Genomic DNA, 25,552 nt, shown 5'->3' on the forward strand with positions numbered 1-25,552 from the left:
TCTACGTGATAAATGAAACACAACTGCCTCAACTTATCGTTTGTGATTGCCGTAGCAACTTTTATATCTTAGCAAACCCTCGGATGATTGTCAACTATTTTTTAAAAGTTTTTTGAACTCGTTTTTCACGAGGTCGTTTTAGCAACTCACTTATCATAACTTATCGTTTGTTATTTGTCAACAGTTTATTTTGTTTTTTTCTTTGCGAAATCAACACGTATGAACTTATCTCTCATAACCAACTTCGTTATATTATCATAAGAAAATATGATTGTCAACAAAACTTTTAAACAAATTTCATGATTGTTTTCATGTTTCAGCAACGTTGACTATACTATCATTAAAAAAAAGATTGGTCAAGGTAAAATTTAACTTTCACTGCACCTAATCTTTTTTTATTTATTTCACTCCATTTCTATTTCCTGATAGTTAAAATAATCAAAATCAGCATAGCTCCCTCCTCTTACATTTAAATCATGCACACCTATGCCAACAAAGTTTCCTGTAAAACCACCTGATAGTGTCTGCACATCAATTTTAGCACCGATTTTTTTCCAGTCTTGCGAACGTTTCACATAAAATTGCCCAAAAGTCTTTTCAACAACTACTTTGATCACTGTCTCTCTTCCTCTTAGCGGATAAATGTCAGGGCTAATCGTAACATGGCCTTCAACTGCACTAAGTAATCGGAGACACTTTCCTATCATTTCATCCCAGGTCAAACAGCAATAATAGTAATTTTCTTCATTTAGAAAAAGAAGTAGTCCAGCCATTTGGTTGAAGTGCTTTGGCTCATATTCCATTTTAGTTTGTGCAATAAATGAAAACGTTGTTTGTCGTACCGCTAATAAGTGTTGGTCAAACATTGACTGCAGTGATTCTCCTGCGAGCATCCTTAAGTAGCCATATCGACTAGTCAAATCGCACCAAGTTGTGTCTGGTAAACAACGACGAGCGTTCCAACTTTGTTTCATTTTACCTTCAAAATCATCAAAAAAACAAGAATTGATCTTTTGGATCACTTTCTCTTGTGTTGGAATGGTGACGCTCTCTCTTGGTTCATTTCCTCCTTCTTTTATACGCAACCAATTGTCTTCTGTCCAATACACTTCTTGAATAGCTGTTTCTCTACCTAAGATAGCAACGCCTTCGATAGGACGAGTACAAAGATGGACTATATACCATCTGTCGACTTCTGTTTGAACCAAACTTGCATGCCCTACACATTGTAAGCTTGAGCTTGGGTAACCATTTGCTGTCAACATTGGATTTTGGGGATCAACTTCGTAAGGGCCTAACAAATCACGACTACGACAAACGGTAACGGCATGTCCACTACCAGTACCACCTTCAGCAGTCAGCAAATAATAGTAATCATTGACATAGTAGAGATGAGGTGCTTCGGTCTTTGCGAGTTCCGTGCCTGTAAAGATCGTGTGAATCGGCCCGACCAGTTGTTTTTGTTTTGCATCATATTCTTGAATGACGATCCCTGCAGATTTATTAGGTGTCTTTAGTCGATAGTCCCAGATTTCATTCAACAGCCATTTCTTACCTGTACGCGGATCATGAAAAAGAGAGGGATCAAAACCACTACTATTTAGATAAATTGGATTCTCCCAAGGTCCCTCGATATCTTCCGCAATCATCATGTAGTTGTGAACATCTTTAAAAGGACGTGTTACGCTTTTAACATCTGTATAAACAAGATAAAACCGTCCATCTGAGTAACTGATTTGAGGCGCCCAGATACTTCCATTGATTGGATGACCCTTTAATGATACTTGATTCGTTAAAATATCCGTTTTATGTTCCCAATTGATTAGATCCGTTGACTCATATACACGAATGCCTGGTAACCATTCAAAAGAAGAAACGATCACATAATAAAAGCTACCCACTTTTAAAATATTCGGGTCAGGATTAAATCCACGAATGATTGGATTGATTGCTTTACTTTGAAACATCTGCTTCCCACCTTTGCTCTATTTTTTGGCGATACATACTTGAACCCGCTGCTAATAGATAGAAAAAGACAAAAGGATAAGCAATGAATTGTGTACCGAACAACAGCAAGACTCCTGAAACTAAATAAATGAGCGCTGCCATCGGACTTGCTTTTCCCTTCAACGATAAATAAAGAGCCAAACATAATCCACTCAAAGAGAGGAACAGACTCACACTAAACAATCCTGTTGTTTTTCTTAATAACTCAAACGTTTCTTCCACACTGCCAATGTACTCTAGCGAGAGAGCCTGATAGGTTTCTCGAAAATTTGAAAGAGACATTTGATTGAACGTTACAGCAATTCCACCGAAAAACAACAAAGCAGCAGATCCACCGATCAAACCAAAACTTATTTCCCATTTTTTCGTCATCTAATCGTCCTCCGTTTCAACAGTGATCCATGATTCACGACAAATTTCCCCTTGGTATCTATTATTTTTTTCGTAATAGCGTGCTGTTTGTCTGTTTTGTTTCTCATCCCAATCATGCCAACCACTTTGGTGGACATGCGCTCCTACATCACACTCTTCAAATGTCACCTGAGCATATGGACGCCAAGGCCGGCCTAAATAGATAGAAGGCACCTCGAAATCTGCAACGATTGCACACCTAAAAAAAAGAAAACCTCGTTCTTGTACTTTTACCGTTGAAGCGGCTGTGATATAGCCATTAGAAAAACACGCTAAACTCTTGATGGTACAATGGTCAAATACCGCATCTGCTCCACCAAAAATAAAATCGACAGTCCCTTCGATCCAACATCGTTCATAATATTGTCGACAATACTTGCGTTCCTTCGTCACTGGTGTAAGAAAGAGACGACCATCTTTTTGTGTAGCCGGCAACGGTCCTGTGCACAATGTATCTTGTTGCCCACACAATCGACAATTGATCAACTGGACTTGATGAGCATGATTGAACAGCGCGACTGCTTGCCCCACTTGTTCTCCTGCACCGGCGTTATTGATGATCTGTATATTTTCGAGACGAATGTTTTCTCCTTCAAGAAATAGCGTCGCGGTTCGAAACGTTTCTCTTGCTTCACCAGATGAAAGTGTTTGTTTCGCAAAACGGCACCCAACAATCTGTACTTCTCCTTGTCCTAGCATTTGGAAATTCGATAGCCGACATTCGACATATTCATGATAGACACCTTCTTGAATAATCATGGTCTTTTTTACGCTATCCGGCAATGAGCTAAGATTAGCAATTCCTGCTTGGATGGTCTGATAGTCTGCTTGCTCTGAGAATGGGTCGATCACGATTTCTGTTTCCATTACAGGTGCTCCTTTAAAAATGCTTGCCACTTACTTCGCATGTCACGTGTTTCAAAGTGTCCACCATTTAAAGAGTGTCCTTGAAAATTCATTGGTACTCCCAGTTGTTGATAATACAAATCTAGCTGTTTATTCAAGTGATAGACGCCTTCTGTTGGACACATTCGATCGTTTGTCCCTACTATAGTAAGCCGTTTACGAGGAGCAATTTTTTGCTGGATAGCTAGGGTCGTATATTCCTTCAATAAATTAGGAATATAATAATAGTAACCGTGGCAATCTAACATCTGATGTTTCAAGAGCGTTTCAACCTCTACTTGGCTAGCTAGGTCAATACATACTTTCACACGTTCATCCAATGCACTTGTCCACCAACTTAATAGTCCACCCATAGATAACCCCATCGTTGCGATACGTTGTGTGTCAATATCTTCTCGTGTTTCCAAGTAATCGATCAAGCTTAGCACATCAAAGATCCGCATTCCCCAAAGTGTTCGTCCTGTTAATAAGAATTGCTTAAAAAGTTCACTTTCAGCAATTCCACTGCGTTCTTCAAATCCCCAAGCATCGATTGCCCATACCCCATATCCCATACTCGTCAAAACCTTCGCAAACGAAGGTTCCACAAAATAGGATGCACCTTCTAACAATTCACTTTTTCCAAGTGAAAAATCGCCACCATGCGAGTGCAGATAAATCACAACAGGCAGAGGCTCCCTCTTTTTTGCTGGATAAATATAAATGGCAGGAACAGGTTCAAGATCATTTAATGCCAATTGATAATACTCAATTACTTGATCATCGTTGGTTTTTTGTGATAAACAGCTACCACTCGGTCTCAAGCAACGTGCGTCTCTCCCTAAGTACTCAATCAACTCCATTTTATTTAAGTTCCTTCTATAATAGATACATTCTTTTTATCCAACTCTGTCGATCGCATACGTTTAATTTCGATATCTTCCGAATCTTCAATCATGATTGCTGGTCCTTCATGATGATTGATCGTGATCTGCTGGAAAGAAATATGTTTACCAAACCGCACATAAAATCCTTGTTGGCGCATGGGTTCTAAACCCGTCATCATAGCTGGCACTCCCACTTTTGCATCTTTTGCCATTGATATATCGACATGATCGAAAGAAATGTCTTGAACCGCTTGTTCTGCTAACCCATAAATAAAACCTGCGGAAGCATGGACATTTCTAGCAGTGATCGATGAAAAATGAATACGCCGAACTTGTGGCGTTCGCTCATCGATTGGATACACTTCTTTGTCCCAGACGTAAGGATCTTTGCCACGAGGCCCGCAAAAATAATAAAGATTGATGACAAACGGACACAGTACTTGGTCCATGATCAAATTAGTTACTCGGACATCTTCGATCATCCCCCCTCGACCTCGGCGTGTCTTTAATCGAATCCCACGATCGGTTTGTTGGAATACGCAGTTCGAAATCGTTACATTCCGAATCCCGCCACTCATTTCACTTCCTAACACTACGCCACCATGACCGTGTACCATCGTACAATTGGTGATCGTGATATTTTGACAAGGTACCTTATTAACGGCATCCTCTGTCCCTGCTTTGATTGCAATACAGTCATCCCCAACATCAATATGGCAGTTACTGATATGCACATTGTGACAAGACTCTGGATCAATACCATCTGTGTTCGGGGAATCAGCAGGATTACAAATGACTACATGATCGATCGTCACATCTTGGCAATGATTCGGATGGATCGTCCAACTTGGTGAGTCGACCAACTGGATATCACGAATTGTTACTCGTCGACAATGATCAAAACCAAGCAATTTTGGCCGAGGGTACTCAAGTGTTTCATGCTCCTCTCGAAAAATGCGCCACCAGCTAGGACCACTACCATCTAATTTCCCTAAACCAGTGACAGCAATATTTTCTGCATGTTGCGCATAGATACATGAAGCATAGACCTTTTTAGGTACACCCTCCCAGCTGGATAAAATAGCTGAATACTGAGCTGGGTCATCTGTAAATTTCAATACTGCTCCAGGAGAAAGATACAACTCCACATTACTTTTCAAGCACAATGGCCCCGTTAAAAACTGCCCACTTGGAATGATTACTCTTCCCCCACCTGCTTCGGCTACTTGATCAATGGCTTGTTGGATCACCGTCGTGTTGAGTCTATCGACTGAGGCACCTAAGCTTAAAATATTTATCACTTAGATACACCTTCCACTTCTACTAAGGCTTGCAAAAAGGCACCAACACCTTTTTGATCGTTACATACAATTGGTTCACTAATATAGTAAGCATAAGAACCATCTCTTTGGTCTGCACCGCCTAGACCTGCAACTTGGCAATTTTTATTCAGATTCAGCCAGCCTTCTTTTGTTTCCAAAACAAATTCATCAAACAAACCTTGATAAGATTTTTTCAACTGAGGAAACCACACTTCTTTCTCCAGTATTCCTAAGCGAATCCCCTTTGCCATCGCATAAACGAACATACTGCTTCCTGAAGCTTCTAAATAATTCCCTTTACGTTTCGTTTCGGTTGTTACTTGGTACCAGGTGCCAGTTTCTGATTGATAAGGCAATAATGCTTCCAATGTGGATGTCACAATTTGCCCCAATAATCGACAGTCCACTTCTTTATGCAACAACTCGTAAGTATCGACACACGCCATCAAATACCAACCAATTGAGCGGCTCCAAAAATGATGGGATAATCCCGTTTCTAGATCTGCCCAAGGTTGCTTCATCTTTTCATCCCATGCATGGAACAATAAATTCGTTTTTGAGTCGAACAATCGCTGATAACTGATCTCAAATTGACGTAAGACATCTTGATAATCTTTTTTCGGCGTAAAGGTTTGGATAAATTCTGCATAAAAAGGCGCTCCCATATACAAACCATCTAACCATATTTGCCAAGGATAGATCGCCTTATGCCAAAACACACCTTCAGAGGTCCTTGGATGATTCGACAATTGTTTGGCGCAATTTTCTGCTGCTTTGCGATATTTTTCATCTCCTGTTTCTTTATAGAGGATAAAGAACAGTTTTCCAGTATTGATATGATCGATATTGTATTCTTCTAATTTATAGCCTTTGATCGAGCCATCTTCTTGTACGAAGTAGTCAATATTTGTTTGAATAAAGTCTAAGTACTTCTTCTCCTTCGTTTTCAGCCATAACAACTGAAATCCTTTCAAAACGACACCATAATCATATGACCATTTTCGTTCATATCCTTTATCTTGATACAAATAAGGTGTACGTGCCATAATACTATCTGCTAATTTCTCTGACCAATTCAATCTTCTTCCTCCAATCAATCATTTTAAAAGAGAAAGGGCTGCGGTTGGAATAGTTACAGCCCTTTCTTTGATACATCTACTATTACTGTGCAGCTTTATAAGCCTCTTCATATTCTTCAGCAATTTGATCGCCACCTTGGGCACGCCAATTGCTGATTGCTTGTTTGAATCCATCTTCATCTATTTGTCCCATAATATACTGGACAGTTGCATCGATCATGATTTTTTCGATTTCTGAACCGACTTCATTGTTTTTCTCTGAATCTAATGGAACCGTTGGATCTAACACAACAAACTGTTCATTTTCTTTGACTAATTGATTGGATAATTCTTTCTCTGGATCAGCATCTTTAAATGAAAATGTAACTTCACTTGGTCTTGAACTGGATAATGGTTGCACTTCCTGTTGCCAAAGATCCATGTCGATGTATTCAATCGCGCCATCTTCTTGCAATTGGTAGTGTGTTCCTTCAATACCACCTGTCATCAATTTATACATATCTTCTTCTAATAAATCATCGACAAACTGGAGTAATTTCTTCAATTGTGCTTCATCTTTGACCGAGGATTTAGGAAATGCCAATAGTCCCCCTACGCCATTTCCTTCTGACCATACATGGTAATCCCCATCTTCACCATCTGATATTTTATTTACTGGCACAAGCTCCATCTCTGGTTGAATATCTTTCCCCATATTTTTTAGGTTTTTGATATCGATCATCCCGGTATAGATCCCTGTTTTACCTTGTGCAAATTGTTCCTGTTGATCTGTCTTTTGAGTCACTGCAAAGTCTTGCGCTAAGTAACCGTTTTCAAATAAGTCTCTAGAAAAATTCATCGCTTTCATATACTCATCTGTATCAAATTCAGGTGTAAATTGACCGTTACTCTCTACTTTCCAACCATTCGGTGCACCGTAATACGATGTAAATAATTTGAAGCTCGTGTAACGGATATCACTCGGGGCGCGATCGCCAAAACCAACTGTATCATCGACACCATTGCCGTCTGGATCATTTTCTGTGAATTGCTTCGCTACTTCATAAAGTTCATCCAATGTATCTGGTACTTCCAATCCTAGATTGTCCAACCAATCTTTTCGGATAACTAAACCTGCACGAGCGTAATCTTTTTGCATAGGTACGCCATATAGTGCACCATCGATACTTGCCGCTTCGATTCGATCCTCTGATATCTTACTTAAATTTTTGTAGTCAGCTAAATAATCAGACACATCCCAGAAAACACCGGACTTTAACGCATTTCGCACAGAGGAATTTTTTAACATAGCAATTTGTAGTGTTACGATATCTCCCAGCTCATTTGAAGCTAATGCAGTGGTCAACCGTTCCTCTTTTGACGCATCAGGAATCCAGTTGAACGTCAATTCTGAATTGGTTTTCTCCTCGATTTTATCAACGATCGTATCATTAGGCGGCGAAGCTGTATGTAAAATGTTCAACCACGTGATTCGTGTTTTTCCATCCTCTGTATCTGCGGATGTATCACTTGAATCATTGCCACAAGCTGATAAAGCAAGTATGCTGAGCAAACCGATTCCTGCTGTTACTAACATTTTTTTCTTCATAATTGTTCTCCTTCACTGAATGTATTTTTATCTATTGCTACTTCTTTCTTTTTAAGACGATCAAATAGTTGCACCGCTGTCCAAGTGATGGCAAAAAAGAAGAAGCTACTCCCCATGAATGTCAACATACCAGGCACTAAGCGAATAATTACCGCATAACTGCCAATAATGATTAATAGTAAAACAAGTGAATAATGTAACTGAGAAAAACCAAACAAAAAAGCCATTTTGATTTTATAAAACATCCCTTGCCATTGGTAATGGGCCATAATCGGGAAAATATACAGCGCAGATAACACGTAAAAAAAGCTGATGACCAAAATCACTACGCGTAAGTACCAATTTTGGATATAGGCAAGATCTACGTACAGGACGAAAGCAACTGCAAAATATAACCAACTGATCAACAACGTTTCTTTGTAATTTTCTTTAAAATAGCGAAAGTACGTATGTGTCAGTGGAAAATCTTCAGATGAGCGTAGCCACTTTCGGATCACTGAGACCATTGCGTAAGACGCTGGACCAAAAGTGAATAGTCCGAGACCCAAAACGACTAATATTCCCCACAAAAAATTTAAGTAAACGAGTTGCAGGAGTCTGATCAAATTTTTATTTGTACTCTCTAACTTTTGCAACATCTGTTTGCTCCTTTTCTAGTACACACCGTCTTCACCCAATTTTTTTGCTACCTTGTTCGCAAGTACGACCATAAACAAGCCCACTACACCTTTGAATAAGCCCATTGAAGTACTAAAACTTAATTGTCCATTTTTCAATCCAGCAGTATAGATATATGTATCAAAAATCTCTGCCACACTGCGATTCAATGAATTGAGTAGTAAGTACATATGCTCAAATCCTAAGTCAAGTGTTTGACCAATTTTTAAAATCAACAAGGTAATGATCACTGGACGGATCGCAGGTAATGTCACATGCCACGTCTTACGTAAACGTCCTGCCCCATCCATTTCGGCTGCTTCATATAATTGCGTATCTACTGCGGTGATTGCAGAGAGATAAATGATCGTTGACCACCCTAGTTCTTTCCAAATCACCTGTCCAATGTAGACTGTTCGTGTCCAGTCAGGCGACGTCAAAAAACTTATTTTATCTAGCCCAATACTGGCCAAAAATTCATTGATGACCCCACCGTCCACATTCAAAAAGACATAGGTGATTGAGACGATGATGACCCAAGACATGAAATGCGGAATGTAAATGATTGTTTGGATACTATTCTTGAATCGCTTGTTCGTTACTTCATTCAATAGAAGTGACAGAATGATCGGCATTGGGAAAAAGACAAAAATATTCAGTCCAAACAAAATCAGCGTATTCCTCAACAGCATAAAAAATGTTGGCTCAGTAAATAATCGAATGAAGTGCTTGAAACCAACCCAAGGACTACCAAGAATCCCCAGATAAGGTTGATAGTCTTGGAACGCAATCACTAAGCCACCCATAGGTAAATATCTGAAAACAATGAAATAAAGGATTCCTGGAAGAATCATCAAGTACAAAAATTTATTCGTTTTGATTCCAGCAATCGTCTTCCTTCTTCTTTTTATTCGTTCTTCCTTTTTTGATAAAGTAATTGAACCCAGCTCTCTTTTTACACTCTCCATAAGCCCTCCTTGTTAAACATTGTGTGACTTTAACCGCTATCCACAGCATAAAGGAAGAAAAGTAATTCCGTATATAATCATTTTCACTGACGTAGGTAACTGGCGATCATCACTTGATTCCTCACTTTCCGCTTCATCTGATCGATTTTTTAGGGAATGCCCGTTGCAGCTATATGAAACCTCATGATTTTCCTTCCCTAAAAAATGATTATGTACGTAATTTCAAGCAGATGATAGATTGGAGGTACAAAAATACTTATGGTTTAAGGAGGGTTCTCTCTAAATGAAAAAAAAGGTTTCGCTTGGAGAAAAAAGCTTTACGATTTTTAATTCCATTTTTCTACTATTATTAGCTTTGATCTGTATCGTACCGTTTTTAAATATCATCGCCACTTCATTTGCTTCTACACAAGAAGTCGTAGCAAAAAAATTCATCCTTTTCCCTACTACGTTTTCTTTAGATGCCTATCGTTACATCTTATCTACACCAACGATTTTCCGAGCTTTAGCTGTTTCTATTGGGGTTACTGGGCTTGGGACGGTCGTCAGCATGTGCGTGACTTCATTGATGGCCTATGGATTATCACGTAAATATCTTTTTGGGCGAGGATTTTTTAACTTTATGGTTGTCTTTTCCATGCTCTTTAGTGGTGGAATGATCCCGACATTCTTAGTGGTGCGCTCCTTGGGATTGATCAATTCGTACTGGTCGATGATTTTACCTGTAACTGTCAACGCCATGAACATGATCATCATGCGTAACTTTTTTCAAGCTTTACCTAATAGTTTAGAAGAATCTGCCAAAATGGATGGCTGTACTGATTTTGGAGTCTTTTTCAAAATTATGTTGCCCCTTGCTTTACCTTCCATTGCGACGATTTCACTTTTTTATGCTGTGACCTATTGGAATACTTATATGACGGCGATTTTATACATTAACGATTCTTCAAAATGGCCGATTCAAATCTTGTTACGTCAAATCGTGATCGTGTCAAGCGGGATGCAGGCAGAAAGTAGTGCTGTCGATATCATTCCACCGGCACAAACGATCAAAATGGCCGTCATCGTGATTGCTACAGTGCCAATGTTGGTTGCTTATCCATTTGTTCAAAAGTACTTTGTAAAAGGGGCATTGGTCGGCTCTGTCAAAGGTTGACCCTTTCATACTTAAAGATACGCTTAAAATTAATTATTCATTTAAATAGCACGATCTAGGAAAAACTAATTTTTCAAAGATCGTGCTATTCCTCACAATAAAAACAAATATTTTTCCTGAGTAACTCATGTAGGACTTTAATGATCGGTGTCACTAAGTTGTCCTCAGCGGTTTTTCTTACGGTACTCACCAGGAGTGACGGATTCTTTCTTTTTGAAAAAGCGAATAAAATTTTGTGAGTTACGATATTTGAGTCTTTCTGCTATTTCTTTCACGGATAACGTCGTCTCCGTCAACCACTTCTTAGCGATCTCTAAGCGATAGTTCTGAATGAAATCTCCAAAGTTTTCACCGGTTTCTTTTTTAAACACGTTACTCAAATAGTTAGGATTATAATGAAGGCGATCTGCCACCATGTCTAGCGACAGATCACAATCATATTCGCTATAGATGATATGGATCATTTTTTCTGATAACGATTTAAACTCTTGCTCCGTGATTTCTTGAGAGTTTTTTGTGATCGGTTGAACAAATTGTTCTAACAGCAATTGTTCAAGTTCTTGAGGATGATAAGTATATAACACCTTAACATATATTTGCTTCAATTCTTCAAACTGCGTAATATTCACACCCAATAGTTGCCCCAACTGAACAAATTCATTGACTAAACGAATAGCTACAACTTCTCGATTCAATCGATTTTTATTTTGAGTGAACATCTCAACGATCAATTCGTGAAGAAGGCAACTGACGTGTTCGTTTCCTGAACGGATTGCTTCAAATAAACGATTTTGTTTTTCCATCGGATATTTGATCAGTGTCTTCTCCTGTTGCTCTGAGATGATTTCATGGTAGAACACAATTGAATTTGGTCCAGTGTTTACCCGATGATATAAGGCTTCTTTCGCTTGGTCGACAGATTGCTTACTGTCATTCAGCGTAGTAAAACAATCACTGATCCCAATGCTAACAGTCAATTTGAGATATTCTTGAATCATTTTTTGTATCTGGCGACAGTGATCCATTACTTTTTTATTCGCGAATACTTCTTCCTTTGGACTTCGATAAATCGTTGCTTGCATTTCTTCGTTTAGCACGATAGGAATCATTCGTTCTTCTTTAGGAACAATCTCAGCAATCATTTGGTTGATAGCCAATAGTAATAAATCTCGTTCTCCTCCATGGCTCTCTTCTAAAAGATCGATCTGCACGATTGCTGTATAGTAACATTCATTTTGCGAGTCATAGTTGAACTGCTGTAATCGTTGATCCAATTCCCGTTTTTCCACACGATTTCTAAAGAGGCTCAAGACAAATAAAGTTTCTAGTTGTGGTTTCTGTGTAATCAAATTCGCACTTAATAATTCATTTTCACCAATTACTTGGCTCACTGACTGGACAACGTTCTCTAATTTCTTCCCAGACAAGCCTTCCGAATGGAGATTCAGTCGGTCTTGAATCTGACTGATAGGACGAACATATCGTTCAGAAAAGATATAGGACAAGCCCCCCAGTAAAATGATCAAAGTAAAGGATACAGTGGCTAATCCGATTTGCAAGTTTCGGACAGTCGTACCTATAGTTGCAGGATCGATCTCTAATTGATACTGCCATTGATTGTAATCAGATTGGAGCAAGATGAAATTCCGACCATTTCTTTGAACCACTGTTGGTACATTCGCTTCGATATTTTGGACTGTTATCATCCCTTCTTTTGATGATTCAGCATCAGTAAAAAGTATCTCTGCTCCATAATAGATCGTTAAGCGGTCTTCATTGCTTCGTTCAATGATTCGTTTCAGCGCCTGATGGTCGATCGAAGCAAAACCTAGCGCATACTTTTCACTGACTGCTTTAGGTAATGCAACAACCATTTCAATTCCATCTGGTTGTTTCGTCCAAAAAACTTGTTGATCCTGATGGACGTACTGGGCTTTTAAATCAGTCACTTCTTGTGGTGATAGTTGATTCAGCGACCCATTCACGACACCCCAACCGCCTTTTAGGCTGACTAACTTGAACGCATTTTCCTCCATTGCGATCGTTTCAATAAAATTAAGTTCTTTTCGTACTTCGGAATAAATAGTGTAGTCGGTATGATTCAAAGGAGATTGAAATATTTCGGAGAAGTTTTTAGTGGAGCCGTATGTAGCGAAAGAATACTCGATCGTTCGAAACTTCCATTCTACATTTGTTTTGATTTGTTTCAATAGATTTTGTTTATCTAGTAAATAGTTCTCTTCAATCGAGTCATAGGTGTTGGTATAGATAAATAAGCTAAAGCCAATGACCAGTACCATACCGATAATAAAAATCGGTAAAAACATTTGATAAAACAACATTTTATTTTTCATCAAACTTCCTCTCCTCCCGAAATTAAAAGGCTTACATTTTATGTAAAATTGATTATCTTCTAAAGCAATGAGTATCTTCACTCTTTCAGATTAACATACTACTATTTAAAAACATAAGTTTTTTTGAAAGAGTCAAACCTAACGATATCAAGCTATGTTGACTAAAACTTCTATTCATATTACGATGAATGCGCCACCAATTGATTGATTTAAGCATGAACACGAGCAATAGATTTTGCTATCAACAAAAAACACCAAATTCGTGAAAAATAAGCATGTAGCCGTCATAAAAATAACAACTATTGATAATTCTCGTTACGTTTCAGAGATTTTTATCATAAAATTTTTGTCTCACAGAAAGGAAATCATTCAATGGAAAGATTAACTAAAAAGCAATACCCTAAAAATCAAGCTGCAATTACTTGTCTACAGTTTGGTGAAGGGAATTTTATGAGAGGATTCGTTGATTGGCAACTTCAGCAGTTAAACAATCAAGGCCTCTATCAAGGAAATGTTGCAATCGTCCAACCACTAGCTCACGGACTAAGTGACAAGCTGGCTGAACAAGATCAACTCTATACAGTTCTACTCCAAGGGTTAATTGATGGTAAAGTCATCGATACGACAGAGCCGATCACTGTGATCGACCGTACGCTCAACCCTTACGAGCAATGGCAAGAGTTCCTCGCATTGGCAGAAATCGATGAATTAGCCTTTGTCTTTTCTAATACGACAGAAGCTGGTATTAGTTATCATGAAGCCGATACGCAAAATGATCTCCCCCCAACAAGCTTCCCCGCAAAATTGACTGCCTTTTTGTATCATCGATTCAAAATGAATAAAAATGGACTCACGATCATCCCATGCGAACTGATTGATCGCAATGCAGAGCTTTTAAAAAAATTCGTTTTACAGTATGCAAAAAATTGGCAGCTTGAAACAGAATTTATCGATTGGTTACACCAAGAAAATCATTTTTATTGTAGTTTGGTGGATCGGATCGTTCCTGGGTTCCCGAGAGATGAAATCGATGAACTGCACCAACGATTGGGATATGACGATCAACTGTTGGTAAAAGCTGAACCATTTATGTTGTGGGTGATCGAAGCACCGGAGGAATTGAATGAACACTTACCATTAAAAAAAGCAGGTCTGAATGTTGTCTTGACTGATGATTTGACGCCCTATCGTGAACGAAAAGTCCATCTACTCAACGGTCCTCATACTGCAATGGTGGCGATTGGTCTACTGTCAAACGTCTCAACAGTCGAAGAAGTCATGAAAGATCCTCTACTATCCGATTACATCAACACATTAGTGACTAGGGAATTGATCCCAATGCTACGCTTACCTGAAGAAGAGTTGCTGGCATACGCTAGACAAATCAACGAACGGTTCTTAAATCCTTTTGCACATCATCAATTACATGCGATTGCTTTGAACAGTGTTGCCAAATTTCAAACACGATTACTACCTATTCTAAAAAAATACATTGAAAAAAGGGAAGCACTTCCTTCCTATCTGACTGTCTCATTTGCTGCCTTGATCTTGCTTTATCGTGCCGATCATTCGAAAATCCATGTAAACGATGACCCAATGGTACTCGCTAGTTTCGCTGAAGCTTGGGCTGAGCCAGAGACTGCTGTCCTTCAACTATTGAAAAATCCAACGCTTTGGGGCGAAGATCTATCCGTACTTCCTGATTTAACAGAAACAGTTTCACATTACGTGACAGAGATCGATCAAAAAGGCATTCGTAACGTATTATATGAATTGAAAGGATGAAAAACATGACTGATCCAGATTTCTCCACTCGAATCATCCAATTACACCCACAGGACAGCGTTGTCGTAGCTACTACCACGATTCCAACGAATACAACACTTCGCTTCGATGATGTTACATTAACTACCTTTGAAGAAATCCCCTTAGGTCATAAAATTGCTTTGTCTGATTTGAGCGCAGGGGCTGATGTGATCAAGTATGGCTATCCGATTGGTCATCTCTTGACGGATGTCAAAGCAGGACAATGGATACATACGCATAATATCAAAACAAATCTTTCTGGTGAGGAAAGCTACCAATACCAACCAAAATCATGCCCCATCGTCTATCCACAAGAAAATCGCACCTTTCAAGGCTATCTTCGTGAAGACGGACAAGCTGGGATTCGCAATGATCTCTTTATCGTTCCAACCGTTGGCTGTGTCAATGGAATCGCTGAATTGATCATCCAAGAATATAAAAAACGACATGCAGATGACAATCCTTTTGATCATCTCACGATTTTAAAACATCCTTATGGTTGTTCTCAATTAAGCAAGGATCATGAGAATACGAAAAAGATTCTAGCTGATGCGATCCATCATCCGAATGCTGGCGGTGTGCTTGTATTTGGATTAGGTTGTGAGAATAATACGATACAAGAATTAAAGGCTAGTTTAAATAAATATAACAAACAACGAGTAAAATTTTTAACTGCCCAAGATGTCACTGATGAAATAGGACATGGCGTCTCTTTGCTTGAAGAATTAGCAGAAATCGCACGAAGAGATTTCCGTGTTCCTGTTCCTCTGGATAAACTAACGATTGGGCTAAAATGCGGTGGTTCAGATGGGTTGTCAGGGATTACTGCAAATCCATTGCTAGGTGCCTTTTCTGACTATTTGATTTCACAAGGTGGTAGCACGATCTTGACGGAAGTGCCCGAAATGTTTGGTGCCGAACAAGTTCTGATGGCACGAGCAGAAAATCAAGCAGTCTTTGAATCGATCGTTCGATTGATCAATGATTTCAAACAATATTTTCTCTCTTATAATGAACCAGTCTATGAAAATCCTTCTCCCGGAAACAAAGCAGGTGGTATCTCTACCTTAGAAGACAAGTCACTTGGTTGCACCCAAAAAGCAGGAAATTCAACGGTAGTCGATGTGTTAGCTTATGGTGAAAAAGTACGTAAAACTGGGCTGAGTTTACTGGAGGCACCTGGTAATGACCTTGTTGCCGCATCTGCGTTAGCTTCTGCTGATTGTCAACTCGTCTTGTTCACCACAGGCAGAGGAACACCTTTTGGTTCTTACGTTCCCACGCTAAAAGTATCAACCAATACACCTTTATTCGAACGAAAACAACATTGGATGGACTTTGATGCTGGTGAATTGTTGACTCAATCCATGGCAGAGGTCTTACCTTTATTTATCGATAAAATCATCCGTGTTGCGAGCGGAGAAGAGACAAAAAACGAAGCCAACGATGTAAGAGAACTAGCTATTTTTAAAAATGGTGTCACACTTTGATTTTTCTTATCACTACCCAATCTGAAATTGAAAGAAGTGAAGTAAATGTTTTTATCTGATGATTTTTTATTAACCAATCAATGGTCAAAAAAACTGTACCATTCATCTGCTGAAAAAATGCCGATCATCGACTATCACTGTCATCTATCACCAAAAGAAATTTATGAGAACAAACCTTTCACTAATTTGACAGAAGCCTGGTTGAGTGGCGATCATTACAAATGGCGTTTGATGCGAGCCTGTGGTGTTCCAGAAGAAAAAATCACTGGTCACGCCTCAGATTACGAAAAATTTTACGCTTGGTGTCAAACGGTGCCGAAAATCATAGGCAATCCTTTGTATACTTGGACACATCTTGAATTGAAACGTTTCTTCCAAATCGATTTACTGATCAATGAAGAAAATGCTCTTAATATCTGGGAACAAGCAAATAAACGGTTAGCTGAACCAGCGTTTCGTCGACGAGAGATTGCGAAAAATGCGAAGGTGACTGTCATTTGCACAACAGATGATCCCATTGACGAGTTAGTCTATCACGAATTATTGGCAAAAGAAGAACCTGATCTCACAGTATTACCAGCGTTTCGACCAGATGCTGCATTAAATCTCACCCACGAGGGATTTTCTGAATGGTTGTCAAAATTGTCTCACGTAATTGGCAAACCAATCGCTGATTACACTTCTTTGATCACCGCATTGAGTCAAAGGATCGACTATTTCCACCTGCATGGCTGTCGCCTATCGGATCATGGATTAGATCGCTTGTCCTATCACAAAGCTTCTGAAAAAGAACTTGAACAGATTTTCCAGAAAGCATTGGCAAAAGAAACACTGACACAGACAGAAATTGATGCTTATCGAACAGAAACACTCAACCGGCTGATCCCTCTGTATCATGCGCATGGTTGGACGATGCAGTTGCATCTCCATGCTTATCGTAACTGCAATACCCAAGCATTCACACGCTTAGGGCCAGATACTGGTTACGACGGGATCAACGATCAACCACTAACCAGCCACCTGCAACAATTGCTGGATCATGCCGAGAAAAACAATCAATTACCGAAGACCATCCTTTATTCGCTCAATCCAAATGATTATCCCTTACTGCTTGCTCTGATGGGTAGCTTTCAAAAGGAAACGGCTGGAAAACTCCAACTCGGTTCTGGTTGGTGGTATAACGATACCCGAGCAGGCATGCGTGAACAGATGACACAACTTGCTGATAGCGGTGTTTTAGGAAATTTCGTCGGTATGTTGACGGATTCTCGCAGTTTTCTCTCTTATACACGACACGAGTATTTCCGACGTGTTCTCTGTGAGCTGATCGGTGAAATCGTGGAACGAGGCGAAGCGCCCGAAGACATCCATCTTTTAGGAACCTTAGTGGAAGATATCTGTTATACAAATGCGCGAAACTATTTCGGTTTCTTTGAGGAAGAAAAGTGACTATGCAAACGATCCATATCGCAGGCGATTCCACTGCTTCAATCAAAAACATGACTGCTCGACCAGAGACCGGCTGGGGAGAAGTCCTCGGTAAATACTTCCAACCTAAGATTCGGATAAACAACCGAGCAAAAAATGGCCGTAGTTCAAAATCATTCATTGAAGAAGGACGATTCACTTGCTTGAAAGAAGAATTTCAAGCGGGAGACTTTTTACTGATCCAGTTTGGCCACAACGACCAAAAAATCACTGAAGCAAAAGGAACAGAACCATTTGGTGGGTATCTGGAGGCACTTGATATCTATGCGCAAACAGCCTTATCCTTAAATGTACAGCCAATTTTCTTGACCCCTGTCACACGACGCCTTTACTTAAAAAATGGGGAATTAGATCCGAACTGCTTAGGAGAATATCCAAACGCAATGAGGCAATTCGCAGAAAAAAATAACTATCCCATTTTGGATGTTTTTACTCGATCACAAACTACTCTTCAACAGTATACGCAAGAAGAAACAAAAAAATTCTACTTGCATTTACCAGTTGATACTTATGAAAATTATCCCTCAGGCCTTTGTGACAACACCCATTTTAGTCCAGAAGGCGCTGCTTTAGTCGCTCAACTCGTCGTTGAACTACTAAAAGAAACAGATTTTTCATTAGTAAATTACCTTGAAACCTCTTCTATCTAAAACTCGATTCAAAGAATTTACAATTTTCCCCAGACAAAGCGTGTCTGAGACATTAGGACTCTCGCCCCCCTAAAACCGAATAAACGGCGGGAACAGAAGTAACCTCTTCGAAAAATAAGGCGCCACCCACAAAAATTTAAAAAACAATTTTCGTGGATGGCGCCTTATTTCTCGAGGCTAAACACTTCTGTCCCGACCTCATTCAGTCTATTAAATTATGACTCACCGACACAATCAAAGACTTTGTGTTTGATTGTTATTCTTTGTTTTTTCCGCTAGCGAAGGCCTTCTAGACGTAATTGCCAAGCTGACACCCTCTTTTAATTTTTCAAACATAAAAAGATCTTTATTTTCTATTTGTGGACTTTGGCGGATTTCTTGAAAGATCATTCGTTGGTCTTTCACCGTATAACGTGCATATTCGTGGATATAACGATGAGTTATCATGAGCGAAAGAAGAGAAAAAGGCGTGTGGTTCTTTTGTTTTTCTGTTAACCGCTGGTAAATGACTCGATCCAGTTTTTCTGCCCAAATCAAACTGTTTTGATAATGCTCGAAATGCGTTTTTGTGGATACCCAACGAAAATGTTTATCATAGGCCCATGAATCTTCGACAAGTTGATGTTTCATTTTTTTTAGTGTCTGTAGTAACTCTTTTGTTCGTTTATGTAGAATAAATTGATTGAAAAGGGCTAAGTCAAAAGGTTTTGTAACATTCAATTCTTTAATAGGTGCGTTAATTTCAATTGCCATTTTTTTTCGCATAGGTTCACATCCTCTCATTTGTTTATTGGTGTCTTTCTGCAACTTAATGATAACAAAGGATGATCCTTGCCTGTCCATCACTTTTTCTCCTGAAAGAAAAAATTGTTTTTTATAAAAAAAACTGGCATGAAATCCTTTAGAGATTTCATGCCAGAGAGTTATTTTGCTGATGACTATTCGCTGTACAAGTCGCGTACTGGTGTCATGATGATACGGTTCAAATCATTGATGATCGTGCTGAATCCTTGTTCTTTTTGCATCAAGTCATTGATAACTTCTTCTGTTTGGATTTTCATTGCCATTTCTTGGGCTCTGGCAGCATCTTCATCGCTGAATTCTTGTCCGCTCATTTGTTTTTCTTGTAATTCGATTTGCATTGCTTGGAAATCTTTGAATAGTTGATGTGCTTCTTCATTCGCTTTTACTTTTGCATAAGCTTCTTCTAGCTCTTTGAATTCTTTTAGTTCACGAATCTCACGTTCGATTTGATTTGCACTATCATAAATATTTGACATACGGAGGCCTCTTTTCTTCTATTTAATAAACTCTATTGTAACATGAGGTGATTCGTTTTCAAAGTGCCTACTCTCCCTGGAATCGACGCCATAGATCTCGTGTTGCATCACCGATACCTTGTACGCCTTCTCTCAGCATATCACCAAAATTCCTTAGACCGTCTTTCGCTTGTTCGCCATAACGATCTAAATTGTCTTGCCAGTTCCCCTGATTCTCTTCATTGGTTTGTGAATTATCTGGTACTTGATCTGCTGGGACGACTTGACCACCGGTAGCATAGGCATCCGCAACATTGAATCTTGTTTGCTCAGTGTAAGGCAAGATGCCTTCTGCTGCCGATTTGAAGACTTTCCCCACCACATTGCCACTTGTACCTTCTAAGTAGTGAAGTTCACTCGTTTCTTCAAATCCCAACCAAGTAGAGATGACTACATCTGGGGTATATCCAACAATCCATTGGTCATTCGCTTTTGTTGCATCAAAATTGGTTTCTGTCGTTCCTGTTTTTCCTGCCACCGTATAACCATATGGATTCGCTGCAACACCCGTTCCATTTGAGAACGTACCTAGTAACATGCTGGTCATTTGGTTCGCCGTTTCTTCGGAAATGACCTGCTTTGGTTTACTGTTGGTATTATCAACGATGACTGCTCCAGTAGAGTCAACGATCTTGGTGATCAAATGCGGTGTATACATCTTCCCATTATTGGCAAATGAACCATAAGCCCCCGCCATAGTCATAGGAGATACCCCATTTTTCAAACCACCTAACGCTAACCCATAATACTTGTCTGAATCAGCTAAAGGTAAGCCAAATTCTTTTGTCTTATCAAAGCCTTTTTGAAGACCGATCTCATGAAGTAACCACACAGCTGGTAAATTCAAGCTTTGAGCAACCGCTTGATACATCGGTACTTCCCCTTGATAGGTCCCATCAAAGTTATGTGCATCATAATAAGATTGTGGTTTATCTTCAAGAATACTTGACGGTGTATAGCCAGCTTCTAATGCGGGAGCAAACACACTAAGCGGTTTGATCGATGAACCAGGTGAACGTTTCATCTGCGTCGCAAAGTTGAATCCTCTAAAGACATGTTCCCCACGTCGACCAACGAGCGCTGCAACCCCGCCTGTTTTCGGATCTAGTGCAACTGAACCTGATTGGACCATGGCACCATCTGTCGCATTTGGAGGGAATAACGCATCATTTTGATAAGTCGCTTCTAGTTGTTGCTGATAATTCTGATTCAATGACGTATAGATTTTATAGCCTTTATTCATGACATCTGCTTCATCTAAGCCATATTCACTAACAGCTTCATCAATCACTGCATCAAAATAATAAGGATAACGATAACCAGACTCCGAACCAGTATACGTATCATTCAAATAGTGCGTGATGTCCGTTTGAGACTCAGCAGTTGCTTGTTCTTCACTGATTTTACCATTTTCTGCCATCACACTTAGCACTGTGTTTTTCCGATTATTGGCATTTCCCGGATGATCGATTGGGTTGTAGATACCAGGCCCCTTTAGCATCCCCGCTAACGTAGCAGCTTCAGACAGAGTGACATTGTTAGCATCCACTCCGAAATAGCGTCTAGAGGCATCTTGCACGCCCCAAACCCCATTACCAAAATAGGCATTGTTCAGATACATCGTTAAAATTTCTTCTTTGCTGTACTTCTTCTCGATCTCAATCGCTAGAAAAAGTTCTTTTGCTTTTCGGTCAAACGTTTGATCTAGTGTAAGATACGCATTTTTGGCTAACTGTTGGGTAATTGTACTTCCGCCACCCCCGCCTGTACCACCAGATGTAATCATCCTTACTGCTGCTCTGGCAATCCCTTTGATATCAAAACCAGGATGTTGATAAAAATTCCGGTCTTCGGTTGAAATAACGGCATCTTGGATCAATGGAGAAATCGCATCTAACTCCACATAAGACCCTTTTTGCGCATACAACGTCCCAGCCTCTTCATTATTTTTATCATAGATCACGGTCGATTGACTCAAACCAGATTTCAGTGTTTCAACATTCGCTTGTTTTGCTAATACAAATAGATAAATACTCGTGATCAATACGAAGATCAGTCCGATCAGTAAAATCAACTTGTTGATATGATATTTTTTCCAAATGCGCTTGCGCCAGCGATGGAATTGTCCAAGGTAAGGCTTAATCCATCGCCAAAAACTGATGAGCGCAGTTTTTATTCTTCCTAGCATGCTCTGAAAATCCATTCACTTCTTCTCCTGTCTATTGATCTCATTCTTCTCATTTTAACATAACTAATTATGCGTGACGTCCTGCTTGAGATGTAGGTGTACGCTTTGTTTATTCACAATGTGGATAGTTTAGCATATGAAATGACAGAAATTTTCCATTTTTTTCTTAAATATCTGTTAAAAATGTTACAATGAATCTGAATTTCAATGAAAGGTGTGAGCATGTGGACATCACGATCACGTTACCTGAATCTCATCCAACGATGACGATTCGAGAATTACTAGAAAACGAGTGGCTTGTACCAAGAAAAGTCCGTCACTTTTTGCGTATACGTAAAAACGTCTTAGTGAATCGCGAACCTGTTTTATTCCATCACGAAGCAAAAGCTGGGGACCAGATCACTTTGCACTTTGAGGAAACTGACTATAGTTACCAAGATGTTCAATTGGGGGAAGCAACAAAAGTCAGCGTGTTGTACGAGGGCGAGCACTTGATCATTGTTAATAAACCAGTCGGTATCAAAACGCATCCGAATGAACCGACGGAAACGAATACGTTATTGAATCATCTGGCTGCTTACTTAGCTCAAAAAAACCAACGTCCATATGTCGTTCACCGATTAGACAAAGAAACAAGCGGGGCTGTTCTATTCGCTAAAAATCCTTTTATTTTGCCTATTTTAGGTAGAATGTTGGAACAGAAAAAAATCTACCGCCGTTATCAAGCCGTTGTCTGGGGTAAAATTTCTCAAGATGTAACAATCACAGACAAAATCGGCAGAGATCGTCATGATCGTCGCAAACGAGTGGTCGATCCAAGAAATGGGCAACCAGCCAGCACACATGTCCAAGTCGCCGAAGTTTCGGCAGATAAAACAAAGGTCTATTGTGTCCTAGATACAGGGAGGACGCATCAAATCCGCGTACACTTAGCGCATCAAGGCCACCCCATTGTTGGTGACCCGCTCTATCAAACGAAGTCAGCGAAACGTTTGATGCTCCATGCGTTGGAACTCCATATGACCCATCCATTTACACAAGAAAAAATCATTGCACGAGCATTGCCGGGATTATGGTAAACACTTGAAAATAGTCATAAAAAAAAGCTGAGATTTGGGAACTTAATACGGTCCCGATTCTCAGTTTTTTCCTATTTCTATCAAAAAATATAAATCGACAGTAAGCATCTATATGTTTCACTTACATTATATGTATATAAAACATCAAGGAAATCATTCATATGAATATTGAAAGAACTAACCTTTCGTCACAAATTGCTGTAGCAACCAAAGCGACTGCTGTTACTATGGAGAACATGACCGCTGCAATAGATACTGGCTATGAAAAATTGATGCAAGCTGTTGCCCAACAAGGTGCCCAACTGATTAGCGCCTCCTACTGTGCTTATCTGAATAGCAACGAAGACTTTACCGTCTTTGACATTGAGTTAGGGATTCCTATCAATACAGCTATTTCTGCAAGTGATGAGGTGTATATGAGTCAAACGTATGGTGGAAAAGCCGTTATCGCCACACATCAAGATTCTTACGCCACACTTGAGGCAACATACGAGGCAATGCTGGTTTATCTCCAAGAAAATCATTTGGAAAGTACAGGCGTTTATTATGATTACTATCTAAGTAATCCGCTTGATACACCGGAAGACCAATTATTGACACAAGTTGTTTTTCCAATCAATTAAGTTCGGATTCATGTTGCTCCAAACCAGTCTCATTTGCAACGATTATTTCTTGTAAATAATACTTCTATGACCAATAGCAAATATTTCAATTATAATTTCAGAGTCAATTATATTTGCTAGTATGCGATAATTCCCAATGCGGTACCGCCACTCACCATCTCGATTTCCCGTCAATCCTTTACCGTGTTGTCGAGGGGTGCTGGTTCCTTCCAAATTTTTTCTAATCCAAGCAACAATTATTCTTGCCTGATTTCGATCCATCTTTCTTAACTGTTTCTGCGCTTGAGGCATATAGATAACTTTATACTTCATCTAACAACTTCTCCATGTCAGACTGAGAAATCCCCTTCTCTTTTTTCTTTTTAGAAAGTGCCATTGCATCTTTTAATAATTTTAAATCAATCTCATCTTCGATTTTATCAAGTACTGACGTCCTGTAAAGTTCCGTCAATGATGAGTTATGTGCTTTAGCATATTCTGCTACTAGTTCTTTTTCATCATCTGGAATTCTAAATGTAATTGTGGATTGTCCCATAATCTACCCCTCCCTCTAATTTGTAACAACATCGTACTAAAAATACATTCTTTTGTCAACACAACGTTAGTACGTAACATATAGAATAAAAAAGAACGGCTACCAATAATGACAGTCGTTCTCTATACCTATTTTTATTCAATTTTCCATCTAAAAATTAAAAGTCGCTATTTTCTTCTTAGATTTATGCAAATTCATCTGCTTCTCGATGTGCCTTTTCCGCTAACAGTAGGCTTCCAATGATCCCACTTTCATTCGGCATGCCCCATTGAACAATATACTCATCTACTGGCGGTGTTTCCATGTAACCAGCCATCAATGTCATAAATTGTTCTCTCACTTTTTGTAGTAAGTGTGCTTGATTCATGACACCACCACCTAAAATGATTTTTTCTGGCGCTAATGTCAATGTATAATTGACTAATGCTTGGGCAAGATAATATGCTTGGATATCCCAGACAGGATGATCCTCAGGTAAATTTTGTCCTTTGATTCCTGTACGTGCTTCGATTGATGGTCCAGCAGCTAATCCTTCTAAACAGTCTTTATGGAAAGGGCAAGTTCCTTCGTAGTTGTCTTCTGGATGACGTTTGACCATGATGTGTCCCATTTCCGGATGCGCACTACCAGAAAGGATATCGCTATTCAACACGACTCCGCCACCAATACCTGTGCCGACAGTCAAATAGATGCAACTATTTTTACCTTGCGCCGCCCCTTTCAACAATTCGCCATATGCCGCAGCATTGACGTCGGTTGTCCATGCCAAAGGAACGTCGTATCGTTGTTTGATGCTTCCTAAGAAATCAAAATCTCGCCATCCTTGTTTAGGCGTAGCTAAGACATAGCCATAACGCTCATTGGTTGGATCAATACCGATGGGGCCAAAGGAACCGATTCCAATTGCTTCTAATTCAAAACGATCAAAGAAATCAAATACTAACGCCAACGTTTCCTCTGGTAAAGTTGTCGGTACACTGATTTTTTCAATGATTTCTCCCTGATTTGATACTGCACAAATAAATTTTGTTCCACCTGCTTCTATTCCACCATACATCAA

Annotated in this window: 23 protein-coding genes; 7 read left to right on the top strand and 16 right to left on the bottom strand. The window is 39.4% G+C overall.

What is annotated here, in order from left to right; genetic code table 11:
- Nucleotides 1-404: 404 nt before the first annotated feature.
- The 9 genes from I2F89_RS10865 to I2F89_RS10905 form a co-directional block, all read right to left on the bottom strand.
- The gene (locus I2F89_RS10865) at nt 405-1,967 is read right to left on the bottom strand and encodes a glycoside hydrolase family 43 protein (RefSeq protein ID WP_086335594.1); all 1,563 of its coding nucleotides are present in this window, start codon (nt 1,965-1,967) and stop codon (nt 405-407) included.
- A complete protein-coding gene (locus I2F89_RS10870) occupies nt 1,954-2,379 on the bottom strand; it encodes a DUF4064 domain-containing protein (protein ID WP_071867563.1) in 426 nt (141 codons plus the stop codon). The genes I2F89_RS10865 and I2F89_RS10870 overlap by 14 nt, the downstream gene beginning before the upstream one ends.
- Nucleotides 2,380-3,285 carry a pectinesterase family protein gene (locus tag I2F89_RS10875; RefSeq protein ID WP_195514320.1) on the bottom strand — a complete coding sequence of 302 codons (906 nt, stop codon included), beginning with the start codon at nt 3,283-3,285 and terminating at the stop codon, nt 2,380-2,382.
- Nucleotides 3,285-4,166 (bottom strand): alpha/beta hydrolase family protein, encoded by an 882-nt coding sequence (locus I2F89_RS10880; RefSeq protein ID WP_086335592.1) that lies wholly within the window; start codon nt 4,164-4,166, stop codon nt 3,285-3,287. Before I2F89_RS10880 ends, I2F89_RS10875 begins: the two co-directional genes overlap by 1 nt.
- A 5-nt stretch (nt 4,167-4,171) precedes the next feature.
- A complete protein-coding gene (locus I2F89_RS10885; protein ID WP_161642628.1) occupies nt 4,172-5,491 on the bottom strand; it encodes a glycoside hydrolase family 28 protein in 1,320 nt (439 codons plus the stop codon).
- On the bottom strand, nt 5,488-6,591 hold the full coding sequence (locus I2F89_RS10890) for a glycoside hydrolase family 88/105 protein (RefSeq protein ID WP_071867559.1): 1,104 nt from the start codon (nt 6,589-6,591) through the stop codon (nt 5,488-5,490). The genes I2F89_RS10885 and I2F89_RS10890 overlap by 4 nt, the downstream gene beginning before the upstream one ends.
- 82 nt (nt 6,592-6,673) lie before the next feature.
- A complete protein-coding gene (locus I2F89_RS10895; RefSeq protein ID WP_071867558.1) occupies nt 6,674-8,179 on the bottom strand; it encodes an extracellular solute-binding protein in 1,506 nt (501 codons plus the stop codon).
- The gene (locus tag I2F89_RS10900; RefSeq protein WP_071867557.1) at nt 8,176-8,817 is read right to left on the bottom strand and encodes a YesL family protein; all 642 of its coding nucleotides are present in this window, start codon (nt 8,815-8,817) and stop codon (nt 8,176-8,178) included. Before I2F89_RS10900 ends, I2F89_RS10895 begins: the two co-directional genes overlap by 4 nt.
- Nucleotides 8,818-8,832: 15 nt before the next feature.
- The gene (locus tag I2F89_RS10905) at nt 8,833-9,804 is read right to left on the bottom strand and encodes an ABC transporter permease (RefSeq protein ID WP_074801325.1); all 972 of its coding nucleotides are present in this window, start codon (nt 9,802-9,804) and stop codon (nt 8,833-8,835) included.
- Between the two features lie 283 nt (nt 9,805-10,087).
- Between I2F89_RS10905 and I2F89_RS10910 the strand changes: the two genes are divergently transcribed.
- A complete protein-coding gene (locus tag I2F89_RS10910) occupies nt 10,088-10,960 on the top strand; it encodes a carbohydrate ABC transporter permease (RefSeq protein WP_023520460.1) in 873 nt (290 codons plus the stop codon).
- 164 nt (nt 10,961-11,124) lie between these two features.
- Here I2F89_RS10910 and I2F89_RS10915 read toward each other — a convergent pair whose 3' ends face one another.
- Nucleotides 11,125-13,314: a helix-turn-helix transcriptional regulator gene (locus I2F89_RS10915; RefSeq protein WP_195514321.1), complete on the bottom strand. Its 2,190-nt coding sequence runs from the start codon at nt 13,312-13,314 to the stop codon at nt 11,125-11,127.
- Between the two features lie 372 nt (nt 13,315-13,686).
- Between I2F89_RS10915 and I2F89_RS10920 the strand changes: the two genes are divergently transcribed.
- From I2F89_RS10920 to I2F89_RS10935, 4 genes are read left to right on the top strand one after another with little or no spacing between them, the layout of a single operon-like run.
- Entirely contained in the window at nt 13,687-15,099 is a 1,413-nt protein-coding gene (locus I2F89_RS10920) for a tagaturonate reductase (RefSeq protein WP_074801333.1), read from the top strand.
- 5 nt (nt 15,100-15,104) lie between these two features.
- The gene (locus I2F89_RS10925; RefSeq protein WP_195514322.1) at nt 15,105-16,610 is read left to right on the top strand and encodes a UxaA family hydrolase; all 1,506 of its coding nucleotides are present in this window, start codon (nt 15,105-15,107) and stop codon (nt 16,608-16,610) included.
- Nucleotides 16,611-16,655: 45 nt separating this feature from the next.
- Entirely contained in the window at nt 16,656-18,059 is a 1,404-nt protein-coding gene (uxaC, locus tag I2F89_RS10930; protein WP_071867552.1) for a glucuronate isomerase, read from the top strand.
- 2 nt (nt 18,060-18,061) lie between these two features.
- Nucleotides 18,062-18,748 (top strand): rhamnogalacturonan acetylesterase, encoded by a 687-nt coding sequence (locus tag I2F89_RS10935; RefSeq protein WP_195514323.1) that lies wholly within the window; start codon nt 18,062-18,064, stop codon nt 18,746-18,748.
- Nucleotides 18,749-18,982: 234 nt separating this feature from the next.
- Here the strand turns inward: I2F89_RS10935 and I2F89_RS10940 are convergent, their stop codons facing one another.
- The 3 genes from I2F89_RS10940 to I2F89_RS10950 form a co-directional block, all read right to left on the bottom strand.
- Complete coding sequence (locus tag I2F89_RS10940) at nt 18,983-19,513, bottom strand: hypothetical protein (RefSeq protein WP_195514324.1); 531 nt, start codon at nt 19,511-19,513, stop codon at nt 18,983-18,985.
- A gap of 173 nt (nt 19,514-19,686) precedes the next feature.
- Complete coding sequence (locus I2F89_RS10945; protein WP_010734167.1) at nt 19,687-20,028, bottom strand: YlbF family regulator; 342 nt, start codon at nt 20,026-20,028, stop codon at nt 19,687-19,689.
- 67 nt (nt 20,029-20,095) lie between these two features.
- On the bottom strand, nt 20,096-22,270 hold the full coding sequence (locus tag I2F89_RS10950) for a PBP1A family penicillin-binding protein (protein WP_074801345.1): 2,175 nt from the start codon (nt 22,268-22,270) through the stop codon (nt 20,096-20,098).
- Between the two features lie 209 nt (nt 22,271-22,479).
- On the opposite strand from I2F89_RS10950, the gene I2F89_RS10955 reads away from it, so the two are divergent.
- Both I2F89_RS10955 and I2F89_RS10960 read left to right on the top strand, forming a co-directional pair.
- Nucleotides 22,480-23,334: an RluA family pseudouridine synthase gene (locus I2F89_RS10955; RefSeq protein WP_195514325.1), complete on the top strand. Its 855-nt coding sequence runs from the start codon at nt 22,480-22,482 to the stop codon at nt 23,332-23,334.
- Nucleotides 23,335-23,495: 161 nt separating this feature from the next.
- Nucleotides 23,496-23,957, top strand: a complete 462-nt coding sequence (locus tag I2F89_RS10960) for a GyrI-like domain-containing protein (protein ID WP_142433563.1) — start codon at nt 23,496-23,498, stop codon at nt 23,955-23,957.
- A 42-nt stretch (nt 23,958-23,999) separates the two neighbouring features.
- Here the strand turns inward: I2F89_RS10960 and I2F89_RS10965 are convergent, their stop codons facing one another.
- From I2F89_RS10965 to I2F89_RS10975, 3 genes are all read right to left on the bottom strand, one after another.
- Nucleotides 24,000-24,269, bottom strand: a complete 270-nt coding sequence (locus I2F89_RS10965) for a type II toxin-antitoxin system RelE family toxin (RefSeq protein WP_161642648.1) — start codon at nt 24,267-24,269, stop codon at nt 24,000-24,002.
- Nucleotides 24,259-24,492 (bottom strand): type II toxin-antitoxin system RelB family antitoxin, encoded by a 234-nt coding sequence (gene relB, locus I2F89_RS10970; protein ID WP_019723047.1) that lies wholly within the window; start codon nt 24,490-24,492, stop codon nt 24,259-24,261. The genes I2F89_RS10965 and relB overlap by 11 nt, the downstream gene beginning before the upstream one ends.
- A gap of 184 nt (nt 24,493-24,676) precedes the next feature.
- Nucleotides 24,677-25,549, bottom strand: coding sequence for an ROK family protein (locus tag I2F89_RS10975; protein WP_142433562.1), 873 nt, complete (start codon nt 25,547-25,549; stop codon nt 24,677-24,679).
- Between the last annotated feature and the right edge of the window lie 3 nt (nt 25,550-25,552).

Origin of the sequence: Enterococcus sp. 1001283B150225_161107_E12 (assembly GCF_015556925.1) — a bacterium.
GTDB classification, from domain to species: Bacteria; Bacillota; Bacilli; order Lactobacillales; family Enterococcaceae; genus Enterococcus_B; species Enterococcus_B mundtii.